This is a genomic window from Enterobacter cloacae complex sp. P17RS, from assembly GCF_014895885.1.
GTDB classification, from domain to species: domain Bacteria; phylum Pseudomonadota; class Gammaproteobacteria; order Enterobacterales; family Enterobacteriaceae; genus Enterobacter; species Enterobacter bugandensis.
In genome coordinates this window covers 1-14,930 of the sequence record NZ_JADBQK010000009.1, presented here as the reverse complement: position 1 = coordinate 14,930, position 14,930 = coordinate 1, and the positions used below count along the sequence as shown (strand labels likewise).

18 protein-coding genes are annotated in these 14,930 nt (G+C 56.7%); 15 read left to right on the top strand and 3 right to left on the bottom strand.

The genetic code is table 11. From position 1 onward, the window contains the following. Positions 1-202 precede the first annotated feature (202 nt). Positions 203-2,179: a biosynthetic arginine decarboxylase gene (speA, locus tag IM265_RS08740; RefSeq protein WP_049001461.1), complete on the bottom strand. Its 1,977-nt coding sequence runs from the start codon at positions 2,177-2,179 to the stop codon at positions 203-205. Positions 2,180-2,187: 8 nt separating this feature from the next. Then, on the bottom strand, positions 2,188-2,319 hold the full coding sequence (gene yqgB, locus IM265_RS08735) for an acid stress response protein YqgB (RefSeq protein ID WP_127312443.1): 132 nt from the start codon (positions 2,317-2,319) through the stop codon (positions 2,188-2,190). 189 nt (positions 2,320-2,508) lie between these two features. On the opposite strand from yqgB, the gene IM265_RS22135 reads away from it, so the two are divergent. From IM265_RS22135 to ruvX, 9 genes are all read left to right on the top strand, one after another. Beyond that, the gene (locus IM265_RS22135; RefSeq protein WP_045260764.1) at positions 2,509-2,796 is read left to right on the top strand and encodes a hypothetical protein; all 288 of its coding nucleotides are present in this window, start codon (positions 2,509-2,511) and stop codon (positions 2,794-2,796) included. A gap of 186 nt (positions 2,797-2,982) precedes the next feature. After that, positions 2,983-4,137 (top strand): methionine adenosyltransferase, encoded by a 1,155-nt coding sequence (metK, locus tag IM265_RS08720; RefSeq protein ID WP_041908329.1) that lies wholly within the window; start codon positions 2,983-2,985, stop codon positions 4,135-4,137. A 359-nt stretch (positions 4,138-4,496) separates the two neighbouring features. Beyond that, on the top strand, positions 4,497-5,894 hold the full coding sequence (galP, locus tag IM265_RS08715; RefSeq protein ID WP_045629996.1) for a galactose/proton symporter: 1,398 nt from the start codon (positions 4,497-4,499) through the stop codon (positions 5,892-5,894). Between the two features lie 58 nt (positions 5,895-5,952). Continuing rightward, the gene (locus IM265_RS08710) at positions 5,953-6,450 is read left to right on the top strand and encodes a SprT family zinc-dependent metalloprotease (protein ID WP_028014364.1); all 498 of its coding nucleotides are present in this window, start codon (positions 5,953-5,955) and stop codon (positions 6,448-6,450) included. A 94-nt stretch (positions 6,451-6,544) separates the two neighbouring features. Beyond that, positions 6,545-7,252 carry a deoxyribonuclease I gene (gene endA, locus IM265_RS08705; RefSeq protein ID WP_193031036.1) on the top strand — a complete coding sequence of 236 codons (708 nt, stop codon included), beginning with the start codon at positions 6,545-6,547 and terminating at the stop codon, positions 7,250-7,252. A 51-nt stretch (positions 7,253-7,303) separates the two neighbouring features. Continuing rightward, positions 7,304-8,035, top strand: coding sequence for a 16S rRNA (uracil(1498)-N(3))-methyltransferase (gene rsmE, locus IM265_RS08700; protein WP_041908327.1), 732 nt, complete (start codon positions 7,304-7,306; stop codon positions 8,033-8,035). 19 nt (positions 8,036-8,054) lie between these two features. Next, on the top strand, positions 8,055-9,002 hold the full coding sequence (gene gshB / locus IM265_RS08695; protein ID WP_155026349.1) for a glutathione synthase: 948 nt from the start codon (positions 8,055-8,057) through the stop codon (positions 9,000-9,002). A gap of 74 nt (positions 9,003-9,076) precedes the next feature. Further along, complete coding sequence (locus tag IM265_RS08690) at positions 9,077-9,637, top strand: YqgE/AlgH family protein (protein WP_028014368.1); 561 nt, start codon at positions 9,077-9,079, stop codon at positions 9,635-9,637. After that, positions 9,637-10,053, top strand: coding sequence for a Holliday junction resolvase RuvX (gene ruvX / locus IM265_RS08685; protein WP_021242076.1), 417 nt, complete (start codon positions 9,637-9,639; stop codon positions 10,051-10,053). The genes IM265_RS08690 and ruvX overlap by 1 nt, the downstream gene beginning before the upstream one ends. Positions 10,054-10,062: 9 nt before the next feature. Here the strand turns inward: ruvX and IM265_RS08680 are convergent, their stop codons facing one another. After that, a complete protein-coding gene (locus IM265_RS08680) occupies positions 10,063-11,043 on the bottom strand; it encodes a type IV pilus twitching motility protein PilT (protein ID WP_193031033.1) in 981 nt (326 codons plus the stop codon). Positions 11,044-11,060: 17 nt separating this feature from the next. On the opposite strand from IM265_RS08680, the gene IM265_RS08675 reads away from it, so the two are divergent. The 6 genes from IM265_RS08675 to IM265_RS08650 all read left to right on the top strand — a co-directional run bounded on the left by IM265_RS08675 (position 11,061) and on the right by IM265_RS08650 (position 14,777). Beyond that, the gene (locus IM265_RS08675) at positions 11,061-11,762 is read left to right on the top strand and encodes a YggS family pyridoxal phosphate-dependent enzyme (RefSeq protein WP_028014370.1); all 702 of its coding nucleotides are present in this window, start codon (positions 11,061-11,063) and stop codon (positions 11,760-11,762) included. 21 nt (positions 11,763-11,783) lie between these two features. After that, on the top strand, positions 11,784-12,350 hold the full coding sequence (locus tag IM265_RS08670) for a YggT family protein (RefSeq protein WP_045260768.1): 567 nt from the start codon (positions 11,784-11,786) through the stop codon (positions 12,348-12,350). Beyond that, positions 12,347-12,643, top strand: coding sequence for a DUF167 family protein YggU (gene yggU, locus IM265_RS08665; RefSeq protein ID WP_047364545.1), 297 nt, complete (start codon positions 12,347-12,349; stop codon positions 12,641-12,643). Before IM265_RS08670 ends, yggU begins: the two co-directional genes overlap by 4 nt. A 3-nt stretch (positions 12,644-12,646) precedes the next feature. Then, on the top strand, positions 12,647-13,240 hold the full coding sequence (locus IM265_RS08660; protein ID WP_193031031.1) for an XTP/dITP diphosphatase: 594 nt from the start codon (positions 12,647-12,649) through the stop codon (positions 13,238-13,240). After that, the gene (gene hemW / locus IM265_RS08655) at positions 13,233-14,375 is read left to right on the top strand and encodes a radical SAM family heme chaperone HemW (protein WP_193031029.1); all 1,143 of its coding nucleotides are present in this window, start codon (positions 13,233-13,235) and stop codon (positions 14,373-14,375) included. Before IM265_RS08660 ends, hemW begins: the two co-directional genes overlap by 8 nt. A 63-nt stretch (positions 14,376-14,438) precedes the next feature. Next, entirely contained in the window at positions 14,439-14,777 is a 339-nt protein-coding gene (locus IM265_RS08650; protein WP_150145033.1) for an endonuclease domain-containing protein, read from the top strand. Positions 14,778-14,930 lie beyond the last annotated feature (153 nt).

Below are 14,930 nucleotides of genomic sequence, written 5' to 3'. Positions count from 1 at the left end.
CTCTTTTAACGTCGATACATTAAAAACAGATGAAAAAAAATCCCCTCCGCGTCGTTAAACCCGACGAGGAAGGGATTGATTCGTAAATCGCATATTGGGGCGAATTATCGCCGGTAATTCATACGGGTTCAAGTGAGTATAGGGCATTGTGCGGTCTGATGCCCTCACCCCAACCCTCTCCCACCGGGAGAGGGAGGTTTTACTACTCGTCTTCCAGGTAGGTGTACCCGTACAGACCCGCTTCAAACTCTTCCAGGAACTGCTGCTGCAAGGCATCGTCCAGACCGGTGTTTTTCACCTGGTCGCGGAACTGGGTGAGCAGTTTTTTCGGATCCAGCTGCACGTATTCCAGCATGTCCGCCACGGTGTCCCCTTCATCGGACAGCTCAACCTCGACGCTGCCGTCAGGGAAGACAAACACGTCAACCGCTTCGGTATCGCCGAACAGGTTGTGCATGTTGCCGAGGATCTCCTGATACGCACCCACCATAAAGAAGCCCAGCATTGGCGGGTTCTCCGGATCGTACTCCGGCATTGGCATCGTCGTTGCGATACCGTCACCGTCAACGTAGTGGTCAATCGCGCCGTCAGAGTCACAGGTGATGTCCAGCAGCACTGCGCGACGTTCCGGGGCGTGGTTCAGCCCTTCCAGCGGCAGAACCGGGAACAGCTGGTCGATACCCCAGGCATCCGGCATCGACTGGAACAGGGAGAAGTTGACGTACATTTTGTCCGCCATACGCTCCTGCAACTCGTCGATAATCGGACGATGCGCGCGGTTGCTCGGGTCGAGCTGTTTCTGCACTTCATGGCACATATTCAGATAGAGCTGCTCCGCCCACGCGCGCTCCTGCAGGCTGAAGGTGCCTGACGAGTAGCCGACGTGGATATCGTGCAGATCCATCTGGCTGTCGTGCAGCCATTCGCGCAGGGAACGGCGCGTGCCCGGCTCGTGCATCTCCTGCCAGGTTTCCCACATGCTTTGCAGGGAACGTGGGGCATCATCTTGCGGAGGCGTCGCTTCGGTGATTTCGCTGCGCTCAACGCCAATGATATTAGACACCAGCACCGTATGGTGCGCGGTAACCGCGCGGCCAGATTCGGTAATCACCGTCGGGTGCGGCAGGCCGTGCTCTTCACAGGCATCGCCAATCGCCCAGATGATGTTGTTGGCATATTCGTTCAGGCCGTAGTTCACCGAGCAGTCGGACTGCGAGCGGGTTCCTTCGTAGTCCACGCCCAGGCCACCGCCCACGTCGAAGCACTGTATATTCACGCCAAGCTTGTGCAGCTCAACGTAGAAACGCGCGGATTCACGCACGCCGGTGGCGATGTCGCGAATATTGGCCATCTGCGAGCCGAGGTGGAAGTGCAGCAGCTGAATGCTGTCCAGACGACCGCGCTCGCGCAGGATTTCCACCAGCTGCAGCACCTGGTTCGCCGCGAGGCCGAACTTGGATTTTTCACCGCCGGAAGACTGCCATTTACCGGAACCCTGCGACGCCAGACGCGCACGTACGCCAAGGCGCGGAATGACGTTCAAACGCTCGGCTTCTTCCAGCACGATGGCAATTTCGGTCATCTTCTCGATAACCAGATAGACCTTGTGGCCCATCTTCTCGCCAATCAGCGCCAGACGAATGTATTCGCGGTCTTTATAGCCGTTACAGACGATCACCGACCGGGTCATGCCCGCGTGCGCCAGAACCGCCATCAGCTCCGCTTTGGAGCCTGCTTCCAGTCCCAGCGGTTCGCCGGAGTGGATCAGGGATTCGATTACGCGGCGGTGCTGGTTCACCTTGATCGGGTAAACCAGGAAGTAGTCGCCTTTATAGCCGTAGGATTCACGCGCGCGCTTGAACGCGGCGTTAATGGAACGCAGGCGATGTTGCAGGATCTGCGGGAAGCAGAACAGTGCAGGCAAACGCTGGCCCTGCGCTTCACGGGCTTTCACCAGCTTAGCGAGATCCACGCGCGCTTCAGGGACGTCCGGGTCCGGGCAGACGCTGATGTGGCCCAGCTCGTTGACGTCGTAGTAGTTATTGCCCCACCAGGCAATATTGTAAGTGCGCAGCATCTTGCTGGCTTCCTGGGAGCTCATCGCAACCTCCTGCATAGAACGTAGTACACCCTGTTCGCCCGCTGACGAAGGCGAAAAAGAAGACATGTCGTCAGACATAGCGAACCTCAACTCTTTGTATTAAGTGTAAAACAGTTGACTACTATCGCAGCGTTATACGGCGATAACAACCCATAAACGGCTCCGTTTCCCAGCAGAGTATGCTGAAATCCAGACCGTGCGACCGGTTTCTTATTCATATCATTGTAAAACACGTATCCGAACTCTGTATGACAAGGTTCGGCGAAACCACGAGAAAACTCTTGTATTAACAAGAGCGCCCTTGTTCAGTTTTCACAGAGCGTAACCGGCCCTTGAATCCTGAGAAGCGCCGAGATGGGTATAACATCGGCAGGTTTGCAGACTAGAAATGCGGGTTGCGGGAATCAATGGCGCGCCAGAACGGCAGCGCTGAATTAGCGGAAAACGATGGTTCATTATCTCGTATCACCTCCACGGCCGCCTCTGATGAAACGGACCCCAAGCCAAAGCTAAAAGTTCACTGCTTAACCCGGCTGGAAGTGGCGACACGATGTATTCATCGAGCGCTGATTTTATATGAGCCGCGCGCCGCGTTTTATACCGAGAAGGGGGCTAAAAAGCAAAACAAAAATACGCGTGTTGCCAGCAGCGTCAGGAAAAATTTCCAGCAGCCATTTCAACGCAGTGAGAGATGAATCAAAAAAAACTGGAAATCGGGCGAAGAAGTGACCTAAAATAGCCATCCAGATGTTAATCCATCTATACTGATTAACACTCATACTGCCAGTGTCAAAAACCTGCAGGCCTTGGTAGAATTATCTCCTTTGGCTATTCCACACAGCAGCTTGAGCTAACCAAATTCCTCTTAGGTGAAATAAAACATGGCAAAACACCTGTTTACGTCCGAGTCCGTATCAGAAGGACATCCTGATAAAATTGCTGACCAAATCTCCGATGCGGTGCTGGATGCGATCCTGGCGCAGGATCCTAAAGCGCGCGTAGCGTGTGAAACCTATGTCAAAACCGGCATGGTTCTGGTTGGCGGTGAGATCACCACCAGCGCATGGGTTGATATCGAAGAGATCACCCGTAACACGGTGCGTGAGATCGGCTATGTGCATTCTGATATGGGCTTTGATGCCAACTCCTGCGCGGTACTGAGCGCGATTGGCAAGCAGTCTCCGGACATTAACCAGGGCGTTGACCGTGCCGATCCGCTGGAACAGGGCGCGGGCGACCAGGGCCTGATGTTCGGTTATGCAACCAACGAAACCGACGTGCTGATGCCAGCACCTGTGACCTACGCACACCGTCTGGTGCAGCGTCAGGCTGAAGTGCGTAAAAACGGCACCCTGCCGTGGCTGCGCCCGGATGCGAAAAGCCAGGTCACCTTCCAGTACGACGACGGCAAAATCGTCGGTATTGACGCGGTGGTGCTGTCTACCCAGCATGCCGAAGAGATCGATCAGAAATCCCTGCAGGAAGCAGTGATGGAAGAGATCATCAAGCCGGTTCTGCCGACCGAATGGCTGAGCTCAGCAACCAAATTCTTCATCAACCCAACCGGACGCTTTGTTATCGGCGGCCCAATGGGCGACTGCGGCCTGACCGGTCGTAAAATCATCGTTGATACCTACGGCGGCATGGCGCGTCACGGTGGCGGCGCGTTCTCCGGTAAAGATCCGTCTAAAGTTGACCGTTCTGCCGCGTACGCTGCACGTTATGTGGCGAAAAACATCGTTGCTGCCGGCCTGGCCGACCGCTGTGAGATTCAGGTTTCCTACGCTATCGGCGTGGCTGAGCCAACCTCCATCATGGTGGAAACCTTCGGTACTGAAAAAGTGCCTTCAGAACAGCTGACCCTGCTGGTGCGCGAGTTCTTCGACCTGCGTCCATACGGCCTGATTCAGATGCTGGATCTGCTGCACCCAATCTACCAGGAAACCGCTGCATACGGTCACTTTGGTCGTGAACATTTCCCATGGGAAAAAACCGACAAAGCCGCTCTGCTGCGTGAGGCTGCCGGTCTGAAGTAATCGACAGCCGAGAGTATTAAACAGGCCAGCCTTTGTGCTGGCTTTTTTTATGTCGGGTGGCGGCTAAAGCCGCACAACTGAAAGCGATTACACCGCACCGGCACCACTCCGCTTTCAGAATAATCTCTTTGCATGTTCGCCTTTCTTCTGCTGTTACATTTCCTTTCAGTTAAGTCTGAAATTCAAACAAACGCGATGCGCATCACCTCGTTTACCTCTATATTTTCAAAGCTTTAATAATTTTTACGGTTGCACGTTAGTGTAACCGATTACACCATTGTGATTAATCTCACATATTTTTACGGGTCGCTCACCTACCCTTATCATCAATAAAACTGATAACCCAACTGGAGGGCATAATGCCTGACAATAAAAAACAGGGGCGTACGTCCAACAAGGCGATGACTTTCTTCGTCTGCTTCCTCGCCGCCCTGGCAGGATTACTCTTTGGCCTGGATATCGGCGTCATTGCCGGCGCTCTTCCCTTCATCGCAGACGAATTCCAGATTAACGCGCATACCCAGGAATGGGTGGTTAGCTCCATGATGTTCGGTGCGGCCGTTGGGGCCGTCGGCAGCGGCTGGCTCTCCTTCAAGCTCGGACGCAAAAAGAGCCTGATGATCGGTGCGATTCTCTTCGTCGCCGGTTCGCTCTTCTCCGCTGCCGCCCCTAACGTTGAAGTGCTTATTCTTTCCCGCGTGCTGCTGGGCCTTGCGGTGGGCGTGGCGTCTTACACCGCCCCGCTCTACCTCTCCGAAATTGCGCCGGAGAAAATCCGCGGCAGTATGATTTCCATGTACCAGCTGATGATCACCATCGGTATTCTCGGCGCTTACCTGTCCGATACCGCGTTCAGCTACAGCGGCGCATGGCGCTGGATGCTCGGCGTGATCATCATCCCGGCCATTCTGCTGCTGATTGGCGTCTTCTTCCTGCCGGACAGCCCGCGCTGGTTTGCCGCCAAGCGCCGCTTCGTTGATGCCGAACGCGTGCTGCTCCGCCTGCGCGATACCAGCGCGGAAGCGAAAAACGAACTGGAAGAGATCCGCGAAAGCCTGAAGGTAAAACAGTCCGGCTGGGCGCTGTTTAAAGAGAACAGCAACTTCCGTCGGGCGGTGTTCCTCGGCGTGCTGCTGCAGGTGATGCAGCAGTTCACCGGGATGAACGTCATCATGTACTACGCGCCAAAAATCTTTGAACTGGCGGGTTACACCAACACCACCGAGCAGATGTGGGGGACCGTCATCGTGGGCCTGACCAACGTGCTGGCGACCTTTATCGCCATCGGCCTGGTGGACCGCTGGGGTCGTAAGCCAACCCTGACCCTGGGCTTCCTGGTGATGGCGACGGGCATGGGCGTCCTCGGCACCATGATGCATGTGGGCATTCACTCCCCAACCGCCCAGTACTTCGCGGTGGGCATGCTGCTGATGTTTATCGTCGGGTTTGCGATGAGCGCCGGTCCGCTGATTTGGGTACTGTGCTCTGAAATCCAGCCGCTGAAAGGGCGTGATTTTGGTATCACCTGCTCTACCGCAACCAACTGGATTGCCAACATGATCGTCGGCGCAACGTTCCTGACCATGCTCAACACCCTGGGCAATGCCAACACCTTCTGGGTCTACGCCGGTCTGAATATCTTCTTTATTGTGCTGACCATCTGGCTGGTTCCAGAAACCAAACATGTTTCTCTGGAACATATTGAACGTAACCTGATGAAAGGTCGTCCGCTGCGCGAAATCGGCGCCCACGACTAATCCTCTTGCGGGAGGCGCCTCTTGCGCCTCCCCGCTTCCCGCTTTATGCTCTGCCCCTATGAAAGCTCCCCGTCTCCCCATCGCCATTCAGCAAGCCGTTATGCGCAGCCTGCGGGAAAAACTTGCCCAGGCGAATCTGAAACTCGGCCGCAATTACCCTGAACCGAAGCTGGTCTATCAGCAGCGCGGCACCGCAGCCGGCACCGCCTGGCTGGAATCGTACGAGATCCGCCTGAACCCGGTGCTGATGATGGAAAACCAGCAGGCGTTTATTGAAGAAGTGGTACCGCACGAGCTGGCGCACCTTCTGGTATGGAAGCATTTTGGCCGCGTCGCGCCGCATGGAAAAGAGTGGAAATGGATGATGGAGGCGGTGCTCGGCGTTCCGGCGCGCCGTACCCATCAGTTCGAGCTGGAATCGGTACGCCGCAATACCTTCCCCTACCGCTGCCAGTGCCAGCAGCACCAGCTTACCGTCCGCCGCCATAACCGCGTGGTGCGCGGCGAGGCGACCTACCGCTGCGTCAAATGCGGCGAACCGCTGATTGCAGAGTAATCACCTGAACTTTCAGGAACTTTCCTGATCTGACTGATTGCATACAGGAACAACATTCGTTACGTTGCGGGCTCGTTTTGACACGGAGTGTAAGATGTCCCGTAATGTTTCTGTCGCGGTCGCTTTTCTGGCGACGGCGCTTTCCGGTCAGGCCCTGGCCGACGGTATCAACAGTTTTTCCCAGGCCAAGGCAGCAGGCGTTAAGGTGAACGCCGATGTGCCGGGCGATTTCTACTGCGGCTGCAAAATTAACTGGCAGGGCAAAAAAGGGGTCGTTGACCTCGAATCCTGCGGCTATAAGGTGCGTAAAAACGAAAACCGCGCCAGCCGCATCGAGTGGGAGCATGTCGTTCCGGCCTGGCAGTTTGGTCACCAGCGCCAGTGCTGGCAGGACGGCGGTCGTAAAAACTGCGCCAAAGATCCGGTTTATCGCCAGATGGAAAGCGACATGCATAACCTGCAGCCTGCGGTAGGTGAAGTGAACGGCGACCGCGGCAATTTCATGTACAGCCAGTGGAACGGTGGCGAAGGCCAGTACGGCCAGTGCGGTATGAAGGTAGATTTCAAAGAGAAAGTCGCCGAGCCCCCTGCCCGCGCGCGCGGCAGCATCGCCCGCACCTACTTCTACATGCGTGACCGTTATGACCTCAACCTTTCACGCCAGCAGACGCAGCTGTTCAATGCCTGGGATAAGCAGTATCCGGTGACGGAATGGGAATGCCAGCGCGACGAACGTATCGCCAGAGTCCAGGGGAATCATAACCCTTACGTCCAGCGGGCTTGCCAGGCGCAAAAGAGCTAACCTACACTACGGCAATTCGCTTATACCGCATGACATATGGAATTTTTGACTATGCGCATTCCCCGCATTTACCACCCTGAACTGATTACCGCAGGCCGCGAAATCGCCCTGTCTGACGACGCCGCTAACCACGTTGGCCGCGTGCTGCGCATGGGGGCTGGCCAGGCAATACAGTTGTTCGACGGCTCTAATCAGGTTTTCGACGCGGAAATCACGCGGGCGGATAAAAAAAGCGTGCATGTGAATGTCTTGCGCGGCGAAGTGGACGACCGTGAATCGCCGCTGCACATCCACCTTGGGCAGGTGATGTCGCGCGGAGAAAAGATGGAGTTCACCATTCAAAAATCCATTGAGCTGGGTGTAAGCCTCATTACGCCACTTTTTTCCGAGCGCTGTGGCGTTAAACTGGATGCGGAACGTCTGAACAAAAAGATCCAGCAGTGGCAGAAAATCGCCATTGCGGCCTGCGAACAGAGCGGCCGCAACCGTATTCCGGAGATCCGCCCGGCGATGGATCTGGAGGACTGGTGTGCAGAAGAGGATAGCGGGCTGAAGCTCAATCTTCATCCGCGCGCCAGCGCCAGCATCAATACGCTGCCGCTGCCCGTTGAGCGCGTACGCCTGCTGATTGGTCCCGAAGGCGGCCTGTCGGCGGACGAAATTGCGATGACGGCGCGCTACCAGTTTACTGATATTCTGTTGGGACCTCGCGTTCTGCGCACTGAGACAACGGCACTCACGGCCATAACCGCGCTACAGGTACGGTTTGGCGATCTGGGTTGAAGTATTAACGGAGAAGAACATGATAAAGCTCGGCATCGTGATGGATCCCATCGCAAACATTAACATCAAGAAAGACTCCAGCTTCGCCATGCTGCTGGAAGCGCAGCGTCGTGGCTATGAGCTCCACTATATGGAGATGAACGATCTTTATCTGATCAACGGTGAAGCCCGCGCACGCACCCGCATCGTTAACGTCGAGCAGAACTACGACAAATGGTACGAATTCGGCACCGAGCAGGACATTGCCCTGGCCGACCTCAACGTCATCCTGATGCGTAAAGATCCGCCGTTTGACACCGAATACATCTATAGCACCTACATCCTTGAGCGTGCCGAAGAGAAAGGGACGCTGATCGTCAACAAGCCGCAGAGCCTGCGCGACTGCAACGAGAAGCTTTACACCGCCTGGTTCTCTGACCTGACGCCGGAAACGCTGGTCACCCGCAGCAAAGCGCAGCTGAAAGAATTCTGGCAGAAGCACGGCGACATCATCATGAAGCCGCTGGACGGCATGGGCGGCGCGTCTATTTTCCGCGTGAAGAACGGCGACCCGAACATTGGCGTGATTGCCGAAACGCTGACCGAGCTGGGCACGCGTTACTGCATGGCGCAAAACTATATTCCAGCGATCAAAGATGGCGATAAGCGCGTGCTGGTCGTGGACGGTGAGCCGGTGCCTTACTGCCTGGCGCGTATCCCACAGGGTGGCGAAACCCGCGGTAACCTGGCGGCAGGTGGCCGCGGCGAGCCGCGCCCGCTAACCGAAAGCGACTGGGAAATTGCCCGCCGCGTTGGCCCAACGCTGAAAGCCAAAGGCCTGATCTTCGTTGGCCTGGATATCATCGGCGATCGCCTGACTGAAGTTAACGTCACCAGCCCAACCTGCATTCGCGAAATCGAAGCGGAGTTCCCGATCTCGATCACCGGAATGCTGATGGACGCTATCGAAAAACGTTTACAGAAATAAACTGTGACAGCGCCTGGGTTTATCCCCATACTGGGCGCTGTCGCTTTTTAAACCAGGAAACAGTACCTCTGACAATGAATTTACAGCATCACTTTCTTATTGCCATGCCTGCTCTCCAGGATCCGATTTTTCGCCGCGCCGTGGTTTATATTTGTGAATACAATGAAGACGGCGCGATGGGTATTATCATCAACAAACCGCTGGAAAACCTGCAGGTTGAAGGGATTCTGGACAAGCTGAAAATCTCGGCTGAAGCGCGCCTGCCGGAAATCCGGCTTGATAAACCGGTGATGCTGGGTGGACCTCTTGCCGAAGATCGCGGCTTTATCCTGCATACCCCGCCGGTATTCTCTTCCAGCATTCGCATCTCCGATAACACCGTGATCACCACCTCGCGCGACGTGCTTGAAACGCTGGGCACCGCTGAGCAGCCTTCCGAAGTGCTGGTGGCGCTGGGCTATTCGTCGTGGGAGAAAGGCCAGCTTGAGCAAGAGATCCTCGATAACGCCTGGCTTACCGCACCTGCGGACATGAATATTCTGTTTAAAACCCCTATTGCCGATCGCTGGCGTGACGCGGCAAAGCTGATTGGCATTGATATTCTGACCATGCCTGGCGTAGCGGGGCACGCGTAATGAGCGGCACCCTTCTCGCCTTCGACTTCGGCACCAAAAGCATCGGCGTCGCCGTGGGTCAACGGATCACCGGCACCGCCCGCCCGCTCACGGCGCTGAAAGCTAACGACGGCACGCCGGACTGGAACCTTATTGAGCGCCTGCTCAAAGAGTGGCAGCCGGACGACGTGATTGTCGGCCTGCCGCTGAACATGGACGGCACCGAGCAACCGCTTACCGCCCGCGCGCGTAAATTCGCCAATAAAATCCATGGCCGCTTTGGCGTCTCCGTGAAGCTTCACGACGAGCGTCTCAGCACCGTCGAAGCGCGTGCAGGCCTGTTTGAACACGGTGGCTTCCGGGCGCTCAACAAAGGCAGCGTAGACTCCGCTTCAGCCGTTATCATCCTCGAAAGCTACTTCGAACAGGGCTTTTAACGCAGGGGCCTACAGCCGCCCCTGTGCCCGTCTCTCCGCCAGGCTCTGGTCAAAGTTCTGCATTCCCGCCTGCTGGCCGGTTTGAATGATGCCGGGCAACTGCCACGTCTTCCCCTCACGAATCAGATTCGCCGCCGCCGCGGTGTTTACCAGCAGCTCGTACAGCGCGACGCGCCCGCCCTGAAGATCGGGAAGCAGCTTTTGCGCCAGCACTGCCCGCAGGCTGCCAGCCAGCTGGTTACGCACCGGATCTTTCTCCTGCGCCGGGAACGTATCGATCAGCCGTTCAATCGCCTGTGCTGCCCCGCGCGTGTGCAGCGTCGCCAGCACCAGATGCCCGGTCTCCGCCGCCGTAAGCGCCAGGCGGATCGTTTCGCTGTCGCGCAACTCCCCCAGCAAAATAACGTCCGGGTCCTCGCGTAACGCACTGCGCAGCGCTTCTGCAAATGACGGGCTGTGCTGGCCTATCTCCCGCTGCTGAATCAGGCAACGTTCACTCTGGTACATAAACTCCACCGGATCTTCAAGCGTGAGGATATGGCCGTCAGTATGGCGGTTGAGGAAGTCGACCATTGCGGCCAGCGTGGTGGATTTACCGCTGCCGGTCGCTCCCGTTACCAGAATCAACCCGTTGTCGCTGGACAACAGTTCGGGAATAGCGCGCGGCACCCCAAGCGAAGGGAGCTGCGGACAGGAACGCGGTAACAGCCGCAGGGTAACGGAGATGCCCTTCATCTGCTTAAACGCACTGCCGCGCAGACGCTGGTCTCCTGCGACCGTCACGGCAAAATCGACCTGCCCGTTTGCCCACCATGCGCCCTGCTGTTCGTCGTTGAGCCACGCCTTTAGCAACGCCCCGACATCCGGCGGCGGAAACGGGGCCGGCTCAAGGCGGCCCAATCTGCGCCAGCGCGGTGGTGAATCACTGCACAGGTGTAGATCGGAGACGTTATGCTTTACACTAAGGGCCACAATTTCTTCCACATCCATAGACTACTCCTCGGAAAATGAACGACATTGCGCATAACCTGGCACAGGTCCGGGACAAAATCTCAGCCGCTGCAACGCGTTGCGGCCGTGCTTCAGAAGAAATTACGTTGCTTGCAGTCAGCAAAACCAAGCCTGCGAGCGCCATCGCAGAAGCGATTGCTGCAGGTCACCGGGCGTTTGGCGAAAACTACGTGCAGGAAGGAGTGGATAAAATTCGCTACTTCCAGGAGCAGGAGACGTCCGATCTGCAATGGCACTTTATTGGTCCCCTGCAGTCGAACAAAAGCCGTCTGGTAGCAGAGCACTTTGACTGGTGCCATACCATCGACCGTCTGCGTATTGCTTCCCGTCTGAGCGACCAGCGCCCGGCGGAGATGCCTGCGCTTAACGTGCTGATTCAAATCAACATCAGTGATGAAAACAGCAAGTCCGGCATTGCGCTGAGCGAGCTGGATGCGCTGGCCGCAGAGGTGGCCGCCCTGCCGCGCTTAACCCTGCGCGGGCTGATGGCCATTCCGGCACCTGAGTCAAGTTATGAAAGGCAGTTTGCCGTGGCACAGCAAATGGCTGTAGCATTTGAGGCGCTTAAAGCGCGCTATGAAACGGTAGACACGCTTTCACTGGGCATGTCGGATGATATGGAAGCCGCCATCGCGGCAGGCAGCACTATGGTGCGCATCGGCACAGCCATTTTCGGTGCGCGCGACTACACCAAATAATAAGGAAACCTGAGGAACGCCATGAAGACGTTGACTTTCCTGCTCTCAACGGTCATTGAGCTGTACACGATGGCGCTTTTGCTGCGCGTCTGGATGCAGTGGGCCCGCTGTGACTTTTACAATCCGTTCTCCCAGTTTGTCGTGAAAATCACGCAACCTGTTGTCGGACCGCTGCGCCGTATTATCCCGGCCATGGGCCCCATCGACAGCGCTTCGCTGCTGGTGGCGTTTATTCTGAGCGTGCTCAAAGCCATCGTGCTGTTTATGGTCATTACCTTCCAGCCGATTATCTGGATTGCCGCCGTTCTGATTCTGATCAAAACCGTCGGTTTGCTGATCTTCTGGGTACTGCTGGTGATGGCGATCATGAGCTGGGTAAGCCAGGGACGTAGCCCGGTAGAGTACGCCTTGATTCAGCTGGCCGAGCCGCTGCTGCGTCCGATCCGTAACCTGCTCCCGTCCATGGGCGGCATCGACTTCTCCCCGATGATCCTGGTGCTGCTGCTCTATGTGATCAACATGGGGATCGCCGAACTGCTCCAGTCTACGGGCGATATGCTGCTGCCGGGGCTGTGGATGGCGCTATGAGTGCAGTAAGCACCTGCACCGACGGGCTGGTTTTACGGCTGTATATTCAGCCGAAAGCCAGCCGTGACAGTATTGTTGGGCTGCATGGCGACGAGCTAAAGGTCGCCATCACCGCCCCACCGGTCGATGGCCAGGCGAACGCGCATCTGACCAAATATCTGGCAAAACAGTTTCGCGTCGCCAAAAGCCAGGTCATCATTGAAAAAGGTGAACTTGGGCGGCATAAACAGGTAAAAATCCTTAATCCGCAATCTATCCCGACGGAAGTCGCGGCTCTGACAGAACAGGACTAAACCATGCAGAAAGTTGTTCTCGCGACCGGTAACGCCGGTAAAGTGCGCGAGCTGGCCTCGCTATTAAATGATTTTGGGCTGGACGTGGTGGCTCAGACCGAGTTGGGCGTGGAGTCCGCCGAAGAGACGGGCCTGACGTTTATCGAAAACGCCATTCTGAAAGCGCGCCATGCGGCGCAGGTAACCGGCCTGCCCGCGATTGCCGACGACTCCGGTCTGGCCGTGGATTTTCTCGGCGGTGCGCCGGGGATTTACTCCGCGCGCTATTCCGGGGTGGACGCCACCGACCAGCAGAATCTGGAAAAGCTGCTCGTGGCCCTGAAGGACGTTCCCGACGAACAGCGTACCGCGCAGTTCCACTGCGTGCTGGTCTACATGCGTCATGCAGAAGACCCGACGCCGATTGTCTGTCACGGCAGCTGGCCGGGCGTGATTACCCGTGAAGCGGCGGGCAACGGCGGCTTTGGCTACGACCCGATTTTCTTTGTCCCGACCGAGGGCAAAACCGCTGCGGAACTGACCCGCGAAGAGAAAAGTGCGATTTCCCACCGTGGACGCGCGCTGAAACTGTTACTGGAAGCACTGCATAATGGCTAATTTGCCGCCTCTGAGTCTTTATATTCATATCCCGTGGTGCGTGCAGAAATGCCCGTACTGCGATTTCAATTCGCACGCGCTGAAGGGCGAAGTGCCGCACGATGACTACGTCGCGCATCTGCTGGCCGACCTGGACGCCGATGTGCCGTACGCACAGGGACGTGAAGTTAAGACCATTTTCATTGGTGGCGGTACGCCGAGCCTGCTGTCAGGCCCGGCAATGCAGACGCTGCTGGACGGCGTGCGTGCGCGCCTGAACCTGGCGGCGGATGCGGAAATTACGATGGAAGCCAACCCCGGCACCGTTGAGACCGACCGTTTTGTCGAGTATCAGCGCGCGGGCGTGAACCGCATCTCCATCGGCGTGCAGAGCTTTAGCGAGCCGAAGCTGAAGCGTCTGGGTCGCATTCACGGCCCGGAAGAGGCGAAGCGCGCGGCGAACCTGGCAACGGGGCTTGGGCTGCGCAGCTTTAACCTCGATTTGATGCATGGTCTGCCGGATCAGTCGCTGGAAGAGGCGCTGGACGATCTGCGCCAGGCAATTGAACTGAACCCGCCGCATTTGTCGTGGTATCAGCTCACCATCGAGCCAAACACGCTGTTCGGCTCCCGCCCGCCGGTGCTGCCGGATGACGACGCGCTGTGGGATATCTTCGAGCAGGGCCACAAGCTTTTGACCGCTGCCGGGTATCAGCAGTATGAAACGTCCGCCTACGCGAAGCCGGGCTTCCAGTGTCAGCACAACCTGAACTACTGGCGTTTTGGTGATTATCTGGGGATTGGCTGCGGCGCCCACGGCAAGGTGACCTTCCCGGATGGTCGCATCCTTCGCACCGCCAAAACCCGCCACCCGCGCGGATTTATGGAAGGACGCTACCTTGAGCGTCAGCACGACGTTGAGGCGGCGGATAAGCCGTTTGAGTTCTTTATGAACCGTTTCCGCCTGCTGGAAGCCGCGCCGCGCGCGGAGTTTTCGCTGTACACCGGCCTGGCGGAATCGGTGATTCGTCCGCAGATTGACGAAGCGCTGGCAAAGGGGTATCTCACCGAGAGTGCGGAATGCTGGCAGATCACCGAGCACGGCAAGCTGTTCTTAAACTCCCTTCTTGAGCTGTTCCTCGCTGAAGATTCCTGAAGGCTGATTCAGGATTTCGCATCCCGTTCTGCCGGCTAAGGGAAAGGCTGGCAGAGTATGGGGATGGAAAAATCAAAACAACTCCGTAAACAAATGACGCCCGAAGAGTTACGTCTCTGGTATTTACTCAGGGGACGCCGCTTCTTTGGCTATAAGTTTCGCCGCCAGATGCCGATTGGTGCATATATCGTGGATTTTGCCTGTTTTAAGGCAAAGCTGATTATCGAGCTGGACGGTGGCCAACATCAGAATAACGAAACCTATGATTCACGTCGTACTGAATTTTTGAATGCGAACGGCTGGGAAATACTACGGTTCTGGAATAACGAAATCAGGACAAACGAGGAGGAGGTGTTAATGGCTATCAGGCAACGACTGCGCTGCCTGATGCCCTCACCCTAACCCTCTCCCACAGGGAGAGGGAACAATTACACCCTCTCCCCTGGGGTGTACGGTCCGGGGACATAGTGAACACTTGTTCGGGGACATGGTAGACACTTACAACTGAGGCATAAGAACCCGTTTATGGAGTCGCTTATGCCCTGGGATGCGAGA

Bases quoted from the DNA above. Each gene is read 5' to 3' on its own strand.
- yggU (WP_047364545.1), top strand. From the start codon at position 12,347: ATGAGTGCAGTAAGCACCTGCACCGACGGGCTGGTTTTACGGCTGTAT.
- yqgB (WP_127312443.1), bottom strand. From the start codon at position 2,319: ATGAATAAGAAACCGGTCGCACGGTCTGGATTTCAGCATACTCTGCTG.
- IM265_RS08690 (WP_028014368.1), top strand. From the start codon at position 9,077: ATGAATTTACAGCATCACTTTCTTATTGCCATGCCTGCTCTCCAGGAT.
- IM265_RS08710 (WP_028014364.1), top strand. From the start codon at position 5,953: ATGAAAGCTCCCCGTCTCCCCATCGCCATTCAGCAAGCCGTTATGCGC.
- endA (WP_193031036.1), top strand. From the start codon at position 6,545: ATGTCCCGTAATGTTTCTGTCGCGGTCGCTTTTCTGGCGACGGCGCTT.
- IM265_RS08660 (WP_193031031.1), top strand. From the start codon at position 12,647: ATGCAGAAAGTTGTTCTCGCGACCGGTAACGCCGGTAAAGTGCGCGAG.
- gshB (WP_155026349.1), top strand. From the start codon at position 8,055: ATGATAAAGCTCGGCATCGTGATGGATCCCATCGCAAACATTAACATC.
- metK (WP_041908329.1), top strand. From the start codon at position 2,983: ATGGCAAAACACCTGTTTACGTCCGAGTCCGTATCAGAAGGACATCCT.
- speA (WP_049001461.1), bottom strand. From the start codon at position 2,179: ATGTCTGACGACATGTCTTCTTTTTCGCCTTCGTCAGCGGGCGAACAG.
- rsmE (WP_041908327.1), top strand. From the start codon at position 7,304: ATGCGCATTCCCCGCATTTACCACCCTGAACTGATTACCGCAGGCCGC.
- IM265_RS08675 (WP_028014370.1), top strand. From the start codon at position 11,061: ATGAACGACATTGCGCATAACCTGGCACAGGTCCGGGACAAAATCTCA.
- hemW (WP_193031029.1), top strand. From the start codon at position 13,233: ATGGCTAATTTGCCGCCTCTGAGTCTTTATATTCATATCCCGTGGTGC.
- IM265_RS08650 (WP_150145033.1), top strand. From the start codon at position 14,439: ATGGAAAAATCAAAACAACTCCGTAAACAAATGACGCCCGAAGAGTTA.
- IM265_RS08670 (WP_045260768.1), top strand. From the start codon at position 11,784: ATGAAGACGTTGACTTTCCTGCTCTCAACGGTCATTGAGCTGTACACG.
- IM265_RS08680 (WP_193031033.1), bottom strand. From the start codon at position 11,043: ATGGATGTGGAAGAAATTGTGGCCCTTAGTGTAAAGCATAACGTCTCC.
- galP (WP_045629996.1), top strand. From the start codon at position 4,497: ATGCCTGACAATAAAAAACAGGGGCGTACGTCCAACAAGGCGATGACT.
- IM265_RS22135 (WP_045260764.1), top strand. From the start codon at position 2,509: ATGGCGCGCCAGAACGGCAGCGCTGAATTAGCGGAAAACGATGGTTCA.
- ruvX (WP_021242076.1), top strand. From the start codon at position 9,637: ATGAGCGGCACCCTTCTCGCCTTCGACTTCGGCACCAAAAGCATCGGC.